Below are 13,561 nucleotides of genomic sequence, written 5' to 3'. Positions count from 1 at the left end.
AAGGTGAACGGGAGTTGAACGAGGGTCGACACCTTCCCACCCACGCCCGACGCCTCGCCGGAGTGTTCGCATCGCCTCAGCGTCACCTCGTGATCGCACCAAGTGCAAGTCACGCGGAGGGCCGCCGGAGCTCGACGGCGTGGACCCGCACGCCGCGTCGGTGGCGGGGCAGCACGTGGCTGACGAGCATCTCGGCCGTGCGCAGGTACGGGTTGGTGTCGGGGAACCGCGAGCTCACCCGGCGCGGCGCGCGCGCCGACAGCGCCTCCAGCACCGTGGGCAGGACCGGGCGGTGCGTGCACAGCACGGCTCCGTCGTCGACCTTCTCCCCGGCGTGCGCCAGGTCCGCGTGCGCCAGGTCCGTGTCGGTGTCCCGGCGGGCGCCGTCGCGCTCCGCCTCCTTCCGGCGCGAGCGGAAGGCGGCCAGCAGGCGGTCCACGGTTCGGGCGGCGCCGCTGGGCCGCTTCGCGTTGGCCGCCTCGGTGATCTCGGGCACGGGCACGACGCCGAGCCGCGCCGCCACCGCGTACGGCGCCACGGTCGCGCGGCAGCGCTCCCACGGGCTCGTGAACACGTCGGCGACGCCGTAGGCCGCCAGGGTGCTGATCACGCCCTCGGCGTCCTGCACACCGGTCGCCGTCAGCGGCCGGTCGGTCTCGCCGCCGGGCCACGCGCTGCGCTTGCGCGCCCGCGCGTGCCGCAGCACCACGAACGCCCGCGTGTCCAGCGTGCCGTCCTCCCAGTGGTCCACCAGGGCGTCCAGCGGTGCGCGGTCCGCGTGGCGCGTCAGCATCTCGCGCGCGTGCGACGCGCGGACCCAGCGCGCCTCGTCCACCTCGCGCGGGTCGCAGCGCGGCACCTCGCCCCGGGCCAGCACCGCGGGGTGCGAGGGGGCGACGACGCGCGCCGCCCAGTAGTGGCACTGCTTCACGCGACCGTCCGTGAGCCGGTACCGCACCCCCGGGAGCGGCTGCCCGAGCACGACCTGCTCCCCGGTCTCCTCGGCCACCTCGCGCACCGCGCACGCCGGGAGCGCCTCGCCGGGGTCGAGCTTGCCCTTCGGGATGGACCAGTCGTCGTAGCGGGGCCGGTGCACGAGCAGCACCTCGAGGTGCTTGCCGCTCGCGCGCCAGACCAGCGCGCCCGCGGCGTGCACCGTCGCGGCGCTGCGCCGCTGGGCCCCCGCCCCCGTCACCCTCGCCCCGCGCCCGTCGCCGTCGCCCGCCACGACGTCAGCGCAGGCCGCTGCGGCGGACGCGGGCGCGCTGCCGCGAGCGCGGCATGAGGCTCGCCTGCAGGTCGAGCAGCGGCTCGCCGTCCTCCGACGTCGCCACCCGCACCCACCGCTGCTCCCCCTCCTCGTCGCGCAGGTGCCACGACGCCGTCGTGTCCGCGAGCGAGGCCTCGAAGAGGCGGGCGAGCGTCGCGACGTGGTCGGGGTCGACGAGCCGCACGAGCACCTCCACCCGGCGGTCGAGGTTGCGGTGCATCAGGTCGGCGCTGCCGATGAAGTACTCGGGCTCGCCCCCGTTCCCGAACGCGTACACCCGCGAGTGCTCGAGGAAGCGACCGAGGATCGAGCGCACCCGGATGTTCTCGCTGAGCCCCGGGACGCCGGCGCGGATCGCGCAGATCCCGCGCACCACGACGCCGACCGGCACGCCCGCCTGCGACGCGCGGTAGAGCGCGTCGATCGTGGCCTCGTCGACGATCGAGTTGATCTTCAGGTTGACCCAGGCCTCGCGGCCCGCGCGGTGGTGCTCGATCTCCCGCTCGATCCGCTCGACGAGGCCGGCCCGGATGGAGCGGGGGCGACCAGCAGGCGGTGGAAGCGCGACTTCGGCGCGTAGCCCGAGAGCTGGTTGAACAGGCGCGTGAGGTCCTGGCCGACCTCGCCGTCGCACGTCAGCAGGCCCAGGTCCTCGTAGATGCGCGCCGTCTTCGGGTTGTAGTTGCCCGTGCCGATGTGGCAGTAGCGGCGCAGCCCGTCGGCCTCCTGCCGCACCACGAGCGAGAGCTTGCAGTGGGTCTTGAGACCGACGATCCCGTAGACGACGTGCACGCCGGCCTGCTCGAGCTTGCGCGCCCAGGAGATGTTGGCCTGCTCGTCGAAGCGGGCCTTGATCTCGACGATCGCGAGCACCTGCTTGCCGGCCTCCGCGGCGTCGATGAGCGCATCCACGATCGGGGAGTCGCCGGAGGTCCGGTAGAGCGTCTGCTTGATCGCCAGCACGGTCGGGTCGGCCGCGGCCTGCGCGAGGAACTGCTGCACGCTCGTGGAGAAGGAGTCGTAGGGGTGGTGCAGCAGGATGTCGCGCTCGCGGATCGCGGCGAAGAAGTCGGTCGGGCTCGCGCTCTCGACCTCGGCCAGCGCGCGCGGCGTCCGCCCCACGAACCGCGGGTACTGCAGCTCCGGGCGGTCGACGTCGGCCACGACGTTCAGCCCCGTGAGGTCGAGCGGCGCGGGCAGCTCGTACACCTCGTGCTCGCTCACCCCGAGCTCGCGCACCAGGAGGCGGCGCACCTGCGGCGAGATGTCGGGCGCGAGCTCGAGCCGGACGGCGGGGCCGAACCGGCGGCGCAGCAGCTCCTTCTCGAGCGCCTTGAGCAGGTTCTCGGCGTCGTCCTCCTCGACCTCGAGGTCCTCGTTGCGCGTGACGCGGAAGGAGTGGTGCTCCACGACCTCCATCCCGGGGAAGAGGTAGTGCAGGTGCGCGGCCATCAGCTCCTCGAGCGAGATGAACCGGCGCACGGGCGTCGGGTCGATCTCGCCCTTGGCCACGGCCTCGTCGACGGCGATGAAGCGCGGCAGGGACGGCGGCACCTTGACCCGGGCGAAGTGCTCCTTCTCGGTCGAGGGGTTCTTCACCACGACGGCGAGGTTGAGCGAGAGGCCCGAGATGTAGGGGAAGGGGTGGGCCGGGTCGACGGCGAGCGGCGTCAGCACCGGGAAGATCTGCCGGCGGAAGTACTTGTGCAGGCGGTCCTGCTCCCCCGTGCCCAGCTCGTCCCAGTGCACGAAGGTGATCTGCTCGGCCGCGAGCGCCGGGGTGAGCAGGTCGGCGAAGACCGCCGCGTGGCGGGCCATCAGCTCGTGCGCCCGCACGGAGATCGCCTCGAGCACCTGGCGCGGGGTCAGGCCCGAGGCGGCCGTGACGGCGAGGCCGGTGGCGATCCGGCGCTTGAGGCCGGCGACGCGCACCATGAAGAACTCGTCGAGGTTGGAGGCGAAGATCGCGGCGAACCGGCAGCGCTCGAGCAGCGGCTTCGTCTCGTCCTCGGCGAGCTCGAGCACGCGCTCGTTGAACGCCAGCCAGGAGATCTCGCGGTCGGCGAAGCGGTCGGCGGGCAGCGGGGTCTCGGTGGACGCCTCGCCCTCGGCTCCGTCGACGCCGTCGGCGCCCTCCGGTCCGTCGAGCGGCTCCACCGGTGCCTGCGGCAGCGGGACGGCGGCGCTCACGAGCGCCTCCGCGGCGGCGTCGGCGGACTCGGCCTCGCGCAGGTCCTCGAGGTCCTCCTCGAGCTCGTCGACCGCGGTGTCGACAGCGGTGTCGACCGGACCGGCGGGGGCGCCGGCGTCGTCGGGCGTGGGCGCGGTCTCGGGCGAGGGATCCGTCATGGCCCTATCGTGGCACCCCCGTCGGCGGGTCGCGAGGACGTCGTGTACCGGACGTCGCGCGTTCGCACGGTGAACCCCTCGCGTTCGTACAGCCGTCGCGCCGCGGCGTTGCCGCCGTCCACGTAGAGCTCGACGTCGCGAGCGCCCACCCGCGCGATCTCGCCCAGCGCGTGGCGCAGCACGCGGCCGCCCAGACCCCGGCCGCCGCGGTCCGGGTGCGCGGCGAGCACGTAGATCTCGGCGGCCTCACCCGCCGGCCACTTGACCCACACGCTCGCCGCTGCGGGGCCGTCGGACGCCTCGTCGTCGGACGCCTCGTCGTCGAGCACCCACAGCGTCGAGGCGTCGAACCACGGCTCGGCGAGCCGGGCGTCGAGGTCGGCGCGCGTCCACCGGCCCTGCTCCGGGTGGTCGGCGAACGCGAGCGCGTTCAGGGCGAGCCACGAGGCGAGGTGCGGCTCGCGGGCGGCGGCGCCGTCGCGCTGCGCGAGCGAGTGGATCCGCGGGTCGGCGGGCTGCGCGGCGTCCTGCTCGCCCAGCGCCCGCCCGAGCACGAGCAGCTCGCGCGTCGGTGCGAGCCCGACGGCGGTCGCGAACGCCCGCGCGGGCGGCAGGTCCCCGTGGGCCCAGTAGCCGCCCCCGGCTCGGCCTCCTCGGCGGCGGCGAGCAGCCGCGTGCCGGTCCCGCGCCGTCGCGCACCCGGGTCGACGACGATCTCGACCGAGCCGTCGGCCCGGACCGCCGCGCCGTCGAGCACGCCGTCCGTGCGGTGGACGAGCTGCGGCGCGTCACCGTCGCGCAGCGCGAGGAGGTGGGCCTCCGAGAGCGGGGCGACGCCGTCGACGGCGTGGGCGCGGTCCGCGAGCTCGCGCACCTGCGCGCGGGCGGCCGCGTCGAGCACGGTGGGCGCGACCGGCGCGCTCATCGCAGCGTCCCGGCGCGGGCCCGTCGCGCCGCGAGCTGGAGCTCCTGCGACGTGCGCACGAGGTTGGAGGCGCGGCGCGTGGCCGTCTCCGCCTCGTCCCCGTGGGGCAGCTCGTGCAGGTCGGCGTCGAGCGCCGCCCCGGTGCCCACCACGCGGTAGAACGCGGCGGCGCGGTCGAGCGCGACGTCGAGGTCGGCCGTGACCGCACCGGTCAGCACCGCGTCCGCGAGGGCGGCCACCTCGTCGGGCGACGGCGGGTGCGGGAGCCCGGCGACGACGTCGTCGACCTCCGCACGGCGCGACCCGAGCGCGTACCGGTCCGCGACCTCGCGAGGTGCCCGGCGGATCCACTCGCGCAGCACGTACAGGCGCCACAGCGCACCGGGCAGCGAGTCGCCGGCGCTGTCGGCCCACAGGGCCGCGAGGGTGTCGAGCCCCTCGGTCTCGACGAGCCGGACGAGGCGGCCGACCTCCTCGGGCGTGATGTCGGCCTCGTGCCCGCGCCCCAGCAGGGCGTGCGCCGTGAGGTGCGCGGCCTGGGCGCGCGCGGCCGGGTCGAGTCCGCCCGGGACCTGGGAGGCGCGCACCTGGTCGAGCGACGCGGGACGCCGGAAGGGTCCGGGCCCCGCGGAGGTTCCGTCAGCTCCTGTCATGGCGCCCATCCTCCCCCGCGTGCGGGCAGGGCCGGTCAGGGGCGACGGCGAGGCCCTAGCCTGGTCACCGTCCGACCCGCCCCTCCCCGGAGTCACCCCGTGCGCCGCAGCGTCTCCTCCACCATCGAGCTCACCCTCAGCGAGGGCCCGGCCCAGCTCGCGTTCATGGTGGCTGTCGCGCGCGTGCCCGGGCTGCGCATCGACGAGCGGCTGACGATCCACCTCGGGGACGAGCCCGTGACGGCCACCGAGATCGTGGCCCCGCACCACGGCGTCGTCCACGACCTCACCGTGGACCCCGGTGTCTCCGGCACGCCGCTGGTGCTCAGCTACCACGCCACGGTCGAGGACGTGTGGGACGACCTCGAGGCGTCGGACGACGGCGAGGAGGCGGACCCGATCGTCGGCGAGGCCGGTGGCCCCATCGACCTGCTGATGTACCTGCGCCCGAGCCGCTACGCGGAGTCGGACAAGTTCCTCGGCACCTCGCGCGCGGAGTTCGCCGGGCTGCGCGGGCGCGAGCTGCTGCAGGCCGTCTCGGACTGGGTCAACCAGCACCTGCGCTACACGCCCGGCTGGAGCAGGCCCACGGACGGCGCCGTCGAGACGCTGCTCGCACGCCAGGGCGTGTGCCGCGACTTCGCGCACGTCGCCGTCGCGCTGCTGCGCGCGCTCGACGTGCCCGCCCGGCTGACGGCCGTCTACGCCCCCGGTCTCTTCCCGATGGACTTCCACGCCGTGGCCGAGGCGTGGGTCGAGGACGGCTGGCACGTCGTCGACCCCACCCGGCTGGCGCCGCGCCAGACGCTCGTGCGCGTGGCCACGGGGCGAGACGCGTCGGACACCGCGTTCCTCTCCAGCTACGGCGCGCGGCTCACGCTCGACCGGCTCAAGGTGCTCGCGACGTCGGAGCCCTACCTCCCCACGGACGACCACACCGCGCTGCTGCGGATCCCGTGAGTTAACGGAGAGGTAACCGCCGCGACGCGCGGCGCACCACCCCCGGTGCTCGGATGGGACCCCCGCCGTTCCACTGACACAGGAGACAGATGGTGCGCCACCGCACGCTCGCCCCCGCCCTCGTGGCCAGCCTGGCCCTCACCCTGACCGCGTCCGTCGCGACCGTGGCGAGCGCCGCGCCGCCCGACGACCCGGCCCCCACCCCGACCGTCACCGCCGCCCCGGCTCTCGATCCGGCACCCGCGACGTTCACCGACGTCGACCCGGACACGATGTTCTTCGAGGAGATCACCTGGCTCGCCGGCCAGCGCATCACCACCGGGTGGCCCGACGGCACCTACCGCCCGCTCTCACCGGTCAACCGCGACGCGATGGCCGCCTTCCTGTACCGGATGGAGAACCCGGGCGTGCCCGAACCGGTCTGCACGGAGGCACCGTTCCCCGACGTCGCGATCGACAACCAGTTCTGCGGCGTGATCTCGTGGCTGGCCAACACCGGCATCACCACCGGGTGGCCCGACGGCACCTTCCGCCCGCTCGAGCCGATCAACCGCGACGCGATGGCCGCGTTCCTGTACCGCCTCGCGGACTCGCCGGCGTTCGACGCGCCGTCGACCTCGCCGTTCGGCGACGTGACCCCCGAGGACCAGTTCTTCGACGAGATCGCCTGGGTCGCGGCGACCGGTGTGGCCACCGGATGGCCCGCCGGGAACGACGGCCGCGCCGTCTTCCGCCCGGTCGAGCCGATCGCGCGCGACGCGATGGCGGCGTTCCTGTACCGCCTCGACGACCTCGGCATCATCCCGGTCGCGATCGACGGCGCGATCGCCGCGCCCGGCATCGGCGACCCCTACTACCCCGAGTCCGGCAACGCGGGCTTCGACGTGCTCAGCTACCACGTCGACCTGGTGTGGGACCCGGCGACCAGGCTGCTCGATGCCGTCACGACGCTGACCGCCTCGGTCACCAGCGAGGAGAAGCTGGGCCAGTTCACGCTCGACCTGGAGACCGTCGACTCCCGCGGCAGGGAGACCCTCACCGTCTCCCAGGCCAAGGTGAACGGCCGGACGGCGGGCTTCACGCACGCCGACCGCGGGCTCGACGTCGTGCCGCTCGGTGGTCTCGAGCCCGGCGACGTGTTCGTCGCGCAGATCGCCTACTCGGGGACGCCGGGCTACGTGCCTGACGTCTACGGCGACTCCGGCTGGCACTCCCTGACGGGCGGCGGCAGCCTCGTCATGGGCGAGCCGGCGTCCTCCTCGGCGTGGTTCCCCTCGAACGCCCACCCCAGCGACAAGGCGTTCTTCTCCGTCACGGCCACGGTGCCGTACACGGCCGGCACGGCCGAGTCGGAGCAGTGGCAGGTCTCCTCGAACGGCGAGCCGGTCACGGGCCTGCCCGCGGCGCCCGAGGGCTGGCGGACGTTCGGCTGGTCGGCGCCCGAACCGATGGCGACCTACCTGACGACGCTGTTCATCGACAGGTTCGAGTCCACGACCACGACGACGGACAGCGGCGTCACCATCTACAACACGTTCTCGCCCGGCGTGAGCCAGGCCGTCAAGGACCGGGCGGCGCGCACCGGTGAGATCCAGGACTTCTTCGAGGACTACTTCGGGCCCTACCCGTTCACGACGAACGGGGGCCAGTACACGAACGACCGCCTCGGCTACGCGCTGGAGACCCAGACGCGATCGTCGTACTCGGCGAACGTCGGCCTCGGCACCATCGCGCACGAGGTCGCCCACCAGTGGATCGGGAACGACGTGGGCCTCGCGGCGTGGGGCGACATGTGCCTCAACGAGTGCCTGGCGGAGTACGCGGCGTCGTGGATGTGGGCGGAGCACGACACGGGCGTGGATCTGGCGGCGCGGTACGAGCAGCGCCTGACCTCGCAGCTCGGCTCGACGTCGTACTGGGCCCGCCCGCTCGTGGACATGGGTGCCGGGAACGAGTTCAACGACGTCTACAACCGCGGGTCGCTCGCCGTGCACGCGCTGCGGCTCGAGATCGGGGACGACGCGTTCTTCACCCTGCTCGAGCGGTGGGCCACGGAGAAGTCGGGTCAGCTCGTCACGTTCTCCGACCTCGAGGACATGGTGGACGAGGTCGCGGGTCGCGACGTCTCCGGCTTCATGACCGCGTGGTTCCGCTCCACCGGGGTGCCGGCACCGGAGTACCGCCACCTGGGCTGACCCTGACGGGGTCCGGTGGCGTCGTCAGGATCGGGCGACGCCACCGGATCCGACGGTGACGGGAGCCGCGGCGGGCGCGGCGTCGTCGGCCAGATTGGCCTCCACCACGGTCGAGATCCGGTGCAGGAAGGCGGCGACGGCGTCGAGCTCGTCGCGCGGCATTGTCTCGACGGCGGCGAGAAGTCGCCGGTGCAGCCCGTCGAGCGTCGCCCGGACCTCGTCGTCGGAGTGCTGCGTCGTCTCGACGGCGACCGAGCGGCGGTCGTTCGGGTGCGCGACCCGCCGCACGTAGCCGTCGCGGACGAGACGGTCCACGAGTGTGCTCGCCGAGGCTCCGGTGATCCCGAGAGCCGCGGCCAGCTCCTTCTGCCGGACGACGGCGCCGCGCTGCTTGGCGCGCAGGAGGTAGCGCAGGGCGAGCAGGTCCGTCTCGCCCATGCCCATCGACGCCCGCGTGCGTGTGCGCAGCTGACGGTCGGCCTCGCGGTAGCGCCGCAGGAGGGCGAGGATGTCGACGGGGTCGGCGTCGTCTCCGGTCGCGGGGTCCCACGATCGCTCGATGTCCTCGGTCACGTCACACCTCCCTCGAGGGCCGAGCCCCGGGCGGGGAACTGCGCAAACCCGGGGATTCTCCTAGTCGGCCTAACAGTTAGGCGATCGACCGGCGTTCTCCACTGTACCCACGGACCCGGGCAGGAGGGCCTTTCGCGATGACCCCGGTAGCGTGGTCCCCCGGCGGCGTCCCGAGCGCCGACGCGGGCCTCTAGCTCAACTGGCAGAGCAGCGGACTTTTAATCCGCGGGTTGTGGGTTCGAGTCCCACGGGGCCTACCGCTCAGGTCACGATCAGGTATCGATCGTCACCCATCCACCTCCGCCACCGCTCCGAACCACTTTCGACGAGAACCGTGGATCGCGGAGAGGAGTGGACCGATGTGGGGCAGAATCGTGCTCGATGAGCACCCCCGGGACGACCGACCGCGACGGCGCGCTCCTGACCTCGCTCCTGCGCGATGCCGCAGGAGGGTCTCAGGACGCCTTCGCCCAGTTCTACGACGCCCTGAGCCCGCTGGTGCACGGGGTGTGTCTGCGCGTGCTGAGGGATCCCGACCTGGCGGCCGAGACCACGCAGGACGTGATGCTCGAGGTGTGGCGCACATCCGACGCCTTCGACCCCGAGCGGGGCAGCGTCAAGGCGTGGATCGCGACCATGGCGCACCGCCGCGCGGTCGACCGCGTCCGCTCGATCCAGTCGGCGCGAACCCGCGACGAGCAGGACGCCGTCCGCAGCTACGTGCGGGAGGTGGACGACGTGAGTGACGAGGTTCTCCGGCGCGAGGACGCCGCACGCGTCGCCCACTGCATGCAGGGCCTGACCGATACCCAACGCGAGTCGGTCCAGCTCGCCTACTGGGACGGCCTCACCTACCGCGAGGTCGCCGAACGCCTCGAGTCCGCCCTTCCGACCGTCAAGAGCCGCATCCGCGACGGCCTGACCCGACTCCGTCTGTGCTTGGGGGCACGATGACCACACACCCGACCCCGTATCCCGACGCCCGGGACCTCCTGGCGCCCTGGGCGCTCGACGCCGTGGACGACCACGAACGCTCCGTCGTCGAGCGCGCGATCGCCGCCGACCCCGAGCTCGCGCTCGAGGCTCGCGGCCTGCTGGAGACCGCCGCCGTGCTGGCGGGTTCCCGGGCCGTCACGCCCCCGACCCACCTCCGCGACGCGGTGCTGACGGCGATCGCGGCTGAGGCCGCTGAGCCGTCCCGGGCCGCCTCGACGCCGACCGCTCCCGACGCCCCTCGACGAGCCGAGCGTCGTGACGCCGCACGTCGCCGCTCGACCTCGCCGTGGTCGCGGTTCGCCCTGGCGGCCGCCGTCGCCGGCGCGCTGGCCGTCCCCACGGCGTTCGCGGTCCAGAACGGTCAGCGCGCCTCACAGGCGGAGCAGCAGGTCTCGGCGCTGGAGGCCGCCATGCGTGAGCCCGGCGCCCGACTGGTGCAGGCCGACGTCGACGGCGGAGGGCGCGCCGCCGCCGTCATCACGGACGACGATGCGGTCTTCACCGCGTCCGACCTGCCCGACCTCGACCCCGACCTCGCCTACCAGCTGTGGCGGCAGGACGGCGACCACATGGTCTCCGCCGGGGTCCTGGACCCGAGCGGGGGCGGCGTGACCACGACCGTCGCCGCCGACGTCCCGGTGCAGGTGCTGGCGATCAGCGTCGAGCCCGCGGGTGGCTCCGACGCCCCCACGAGCGACCCCGTGGTCGTGCTCGCCGCGGACTGACGCCGCACCACCCACCCGACCGCCGGCCGCGTCCTCCGGACGCGGCCGGCGGTCTGCCGTGCCGCGATGCGTGAGGATGGATGCCCGTGAGTCCCTCGCCCACCACCTCCCAGCCCCTGGACCTGCGCCGGGCCGTCGCCATCGGCACCCCGAAGGCGATCGACCTCTGGCTCGACGTCGTCGACGATCCCCGCCACCGGTCGGACCAGCTCGCCGAGCTGACGGCCGCGGAGCACGCCCGGCTCGGTGAGCTCATGCCGGTGGCGGTGGCCGCCGAGATGGCCGACACGCTGGCGCTGCACGTCGCCGTCGACACGTTCCGCGCCGTCCCCACCCGCCGGGCGGCCGACGTGCTCGCGGCGCTCGAGTCCGACCGTGCCGCCGAGATCCTGCGGGCGCTCGACCCGGTCGAGCGCGAGCCGCTCCTCGCTGCCGTGCCCGCCGAGCACGCGATCGTCCTGCGCGACCTCCTGACGTGGCCCGCGGCGTCCGCCGCCGCGCACATGGCGCCGGACGTGCTCACGGTGGACCGCTCGGTGACGGCGGCGGGTGCCATCGCCCAGGTGCGCGACCACCGCGCCAAGCTGCGGCAGGACGCCCACATCGGCGCGTACGTCTTCGCGGTCGACGGCGACGGCCGGCTCGAGGGGGTCGTCTCCTTCCGCGACCTCGTCCTGGCCGACGCCGACACCCCCGTGGCCGAGCTCGTCGAGCCCGACGTCATCACCATCGCGCCGCTCACGGACCAGGAGGAGGCGGCGCGCACCGTCGTCGCCCACCGGCTGCTGGCCATGCCGGTGGTCGACGACGACGGACGCCTCCTCGGGATCCTCACCTCGGACGACGCCTCGGACATCGCCGAGGTGGAGGCGACCGAGGACGCGGAGCGCCAAGGCGGGTCGCAGCCGCTGGAGGTGCCCTACCTCCGCGCGTCGCCGCTGCTGCTGTGGCGCAAGCGGATCGTGTGGCTGCTCGTCCTGTTCGTCGCGGCCGCCTACACCGGCACCGTCATGCAGGCCTTCGAGGACGAGCTCGAGGCCGTCGTCGTGCTGGCGTTCTTCATCCCGCTGCTCATCGGGACCGGCGGCAACACCGGTACGCAGATCACCACCACGCTGATCCGGGCGATGTCGACCGACAACGTCCGGATGCGCGACGTCGGGCGCGTGCTGCGCAAGGAGATGGCCACCGGGACGCTCGTCGCCGCCGCGATGGCGGCGGCCGGGCTCGTGCGGGCGTGGACGCTCGGGGTGGGCGGACCCGTGATGCTGACGGTCGCCGTCGCGCTCGTGGCGATCGTGCTGTGGGCGAGCCTGATCTCCTCGGTGATCCCGCTGCTGCTGCGCAAGCTGCGCGTCGACCCCGCCGTCGTGTCCGGGCCGATGATCTCCACGATCGTGGACGGCACGGGGCTCATCATCTACTTCACGACGGCGAAGGTACTGCTGCCGGAGCTCGCCGGGCTCTGACGTTCCGGAGACGGACGCTCAGGGGTGGACGAGGACGACCCCGGCCCGCTCTCCCAGGTGCGCCAGGGCGTGCTGCGCGCCGTCGAGGTCGACGTGACCGCCGATCATCGCGGCCACCTCACCGTGCGGCAGGTCCGCCAGGAGGGCCGGGTACTCGTGCGCGGCGAGGCCGTGGCTGCCGAGGACGTCGAGCTCCTTCGCGATGACCGCGTCCATGGCGACGTGCGCACCGCCCGGCAGCAGCCCGATCTGCACGTGCCTGCCGCGGCGGCGCAGCGCCCGCACCGCGGCGTCCACCAGGGCGGGGTGGCCGGAGCACTCGAGAGAGACGTGGGCATCGTTCGGGGCGGCGTCGGCGCCGTCGGACGTGTGCGTCGCGCCGAGGGTGCGCGCGAGGCGCAGCGCGTCCGGGGAGCGGTCGACGGCGGTCACCTCGGCGCCGGCGCGGGCGGCGATGAGGACGGCGGCGAGGCCGAGTCCGCCGCAGCCGTAGACCGCCACCCGCTCGCCCGCCCGCACCCGCGCCCGTCGGTGCACGGCGCGCCACGCCGTCGCGTACCGGCAGCCGAGCGTGGCCGCGACGTCGAACGAGACCTCGTCGGGCAGCGCCACGAGGTTGGTGCGCGCGTACCGGACGGCGACGCGCTCCGCGAAGGACCCGTCGTGGGTGAACCCGGGCTGCTCCTGGTGCGGGCAGACCTGATTCTCCCCGCGGCGCACGTCCCGCAGGTGCCGCAGGCGCACACGAACGGGACGGTCACGCGGCGGCCGATCCACATGGCGTCGACGTCGGCGCCCACCTCCTCGACCGTGCCCGCCAGCTCGTGCCCGGGGACGAACGGGAGGCGGACGTCGCCGTCGTGCCCCTGCCAGGCGTGCCAGTCGCTGCGGCAGACACCCGTCGCGGCGACGCGGATCACCACGCCGTCGGGCGCCGCGACCGGGTCGGGGACCTCCCGGACCTCGCCGGGGCGGCCGAACTCCTCGATGACCAGTGCGCGCACGTCCCAGGTCTACCAGGCGGGCGCGTCGCCGTCGCCGACACGACGACGGGACCGGCCGGCCGCTCCGTGGTGGCCGGCGCGACCTCCGTGCCGTCGACGACCGCAACGCTATCCGTCGCCACCTCCAACCCGCCGATCGTCACGATCCGTGCCACCGACCGCCGGCCCGGTCGTGGTCGTGAGCGACGCTGTCGTGGAGGCGTCGAGGTAGGTGTGGACCAGCGGTGCACTGACCGCACCCCGGATGTCACCGTCGCTCCTGCCTCACGACCACGGCGTGCGCGGGCGTGAGGCAGGAGCGCACGATGGGCGAGAGGAAGAAGATGGGCGAGAGGTAGAAGACGTCGACGGCGGGCACCGCATCGCCGTCGACCGCCACGACGGACGTCGGGAACAACCCGTCGCCGGTCGTGACTGTCCTCGACATTGCTTCGGAACGTCA

Annotated in this window: 12 protein-coding genes, 1 tRNA gene and 2 pseudogenes; 6 read left to right on the top strand and 9 right to left on the bottom strand. The window is 73.9% G+C overall.

Annotated elements, in window-relative coordinates; genetic code table 11:
• Nucleotides 1–109: 109 nt before the first annotated feature.
• The 5 genes and pseudogenes from QQK22_RS01235 to QQK22_RS01215 form a co-directional block, all read right to left on the bottom strand.
• Nucleotides 110–1,228 (bottom strand): NUDIX domain-containing protein, encoded by a 1,119-nt coding sequence (locus QQK22_RS01235; RefSeq protein WP_284248785.1) that lies wholly within the window; start codon nt 1,226–1,228, stop codon nt 110–112.
• Between the two features lie 4 nt (nt 1,229–1,232).
• A pseudogene (locus QQK22_RS01230) lies at nt 1,233–3,619 on the bottom strand (RNA degradosome polyphosphate kinase).
• Nucleotides 3,616–4,053 carry a GNAT family N-acetyltransferase gene (locus QQK22_RS01225; RefSeq protein ID WP_284252469.1) on the bottom strand — a complete coding sequence of 146 codons (438 nt, stop codon included), beginning with the start codon at nt 4,051–4,053 and terminating at the stop codon, nt 3,616–3,618. Before QQK22_RS01225 ends, QQK22_RS01230 begins: the two are co-directional and overlap by 4 nt.
• Entirely contained in the window at nt 4,050–4,544 is a 495-nt protein-coding gene (locus tag QQK22_RS01220) for a hypothetical protein (RefSeq protein ID WP_284248783.1), read from the bottom strand. The genes QQK22_RS01225 and QQK22_RS01220 overlap by 4 nt, the downstream gene beginning before the upstream one ends.
• Entirely contained in the window at nt 4,541–5,197 is a 657-nt protein-coding gene (locus QQK22_RS01215) for a hypothetical protein (RefSeq protein WP_284248781.1), read from the bottom strand. Before QQK22_RS01215 ends, QQK22_RS01220 begins: the two co-directional genes overlap by 4 nt.
• Before the next feature lie 99 nt (nt 5,198–5,296).
• Between QQK22_RS01215 and QQK22_RS01210 the strand changes: the two genes are divergently transcribed.
• Nucleotides 5,297–6,157 (top strand): transglutaminase-like domain-containing protein, encoded by an 861-nt coding sequence (locus tag QQK22_RS01210; RefSeq protein WP_284248779.1) that lies wholly within the window; start codon nt 5,297–5,299, stop codon nt 6,155–6,157.
• Between the two features lie 89 nt (nt 6,158–6,246).
• Nucleotides 6,247–8,352, top strand: coding sequence for an S-layer homology domain-containing protein (locus QQK22_RS01205; protein ID WP_284248777.1), 2,106 nt, complete (start codon nt 6,247–6,249; stop codon nt 8,350–8,352).
• 24 nt (nt 8,353–8,376) lie between these two features.
• Here QQK22_RS01205 and QQK22_RS01200 read toward each other — a convergent pair whose 3' ends face one another.
• Complete coding sequence (locus QQK22_RS01200) at nt 8,377–8,925, bottom strand: MarR family winged helix-turn-helix transcriptional regulator (protein WP_284248775.1); 549 nt, start codon at nt 8,923–8,925, stop codon at nt 8,377–8,379.
• Nucleotides 8,926–9,109: 184 nt separating this feature from the next.
• On the opposite strand from QQK22_RS01200, the gene QQK22_RS01195 reads away from it, so the two are divergent.
• The 4 genes from QQK22_RS01195 to mgtE all read left to right on the top strand — a co-directional run bounded on the left by QQK22_RS01195 (nt 9,110) and on the right by mgtE (nt 12,115).
• Nucleotides 9,110–9,182, top strand: a tRNA-Lys gene (locus QQK22_RS01195).
• A 124-nt stretch (nt 9,183–9,306) separates the two neighbouring features.
• Nucleotides 9,307–9,879 (top strand): ECF RNA polymerase sigma factor SigK, encoded by a 573-nt coding sequence (gene sigK / locus QQK22_RS01190; protein WP_284248773.1) that lies wholly within the window; start codon nt 9,307–9,309, stop codon nt 9,877–9,879.
• Nucleotides 9,876–10,646, top strand: a complete 771-nt coding sequence (locus tag QQK22_RS01185; RefSeq protein ID WP_284248771.1) for an anti-sigma factor — start codon at nt 9,876–9,878, stop codon at nt 10,644–10,646. The genes sigK and QQK22_RS01185 overlap by 4 nt, the downstream gene beginning before the upstream one ends.
• A gap of 86 nt (nt 10,647–10,732) precedes the next feature.
• Nucleotides 10,733–12,115, top strand: coding sequence for a magnesium transporter (gene mgtE, locus QQK22_RS01180; protein ID WP_284248769.1), 1,383 nt, complete (start codon nt 10,733–10,735; stop codon nt 12,113–12,115).
• Between the two features lie 18 nt (nt 12,116–12,133).
• On the opposite strand, the gene QQK22_RS19105 is transcribed toward mgtE, so the two are convergent.
• The 3 genes and pseudogenes from QQK22_RS19105 to QQK22_RS01165 all read right to left on the bottom strand — a co-directional run bounded on the left by QQK22_RS19105 (nt 12,134) and on the right by QQK22_RS01165 (nt 13,546).
• Nucleotides 12,134–12,859: a zinc-binding dehydrogenase gene (locus QQK22_RS19105; protein ID WP_431310118.1), complete on the bottom strand. Its 726-nt coding sequence runs from the start codon at nt 12,857–12,859 to the stop codon at nt 12,134–12,136.
• A gap of 8 nt (nt 12,860–12,867) precedes the next feature.
• Nucleotides 12,868–13,035 (bottom strand): annotated as a pseudogene (locus QQK22_RS19100) (alcohol dehydrogenase catalytic domain-containing protein); the annotation flags it as partial.
• A gap of 331 nt (nt 13,036–13,366) precedes the next feature.
• Complete coding sequence (locus tag QQK22_RS01165) at nt 13,367–13,546, bottom strand: hypothetical protein (RefSeq protein ID WP_284248767.1); 180 nt, start codon at nt 13,544–13,546, stop codon at nt 13,367–13,369.
• Between the last annotated feature and the right edge of the window lie 15 nt (nt 13,547–13,561).

It is taken from the genome of Litorihabitans aurantiacus (assembly GCF_030161595.1).
Taxonomy (GTDB): domain Bacteria; phylum Actinomycetota; class Actinomycetes; order Actinomycetales; family Beutenbergiaceae; genus Litorihabitans; species Litorihabitans aurantiacus.
This window is presented reverse-complemented; position numbering and strand designations above follow the sequence as displayed.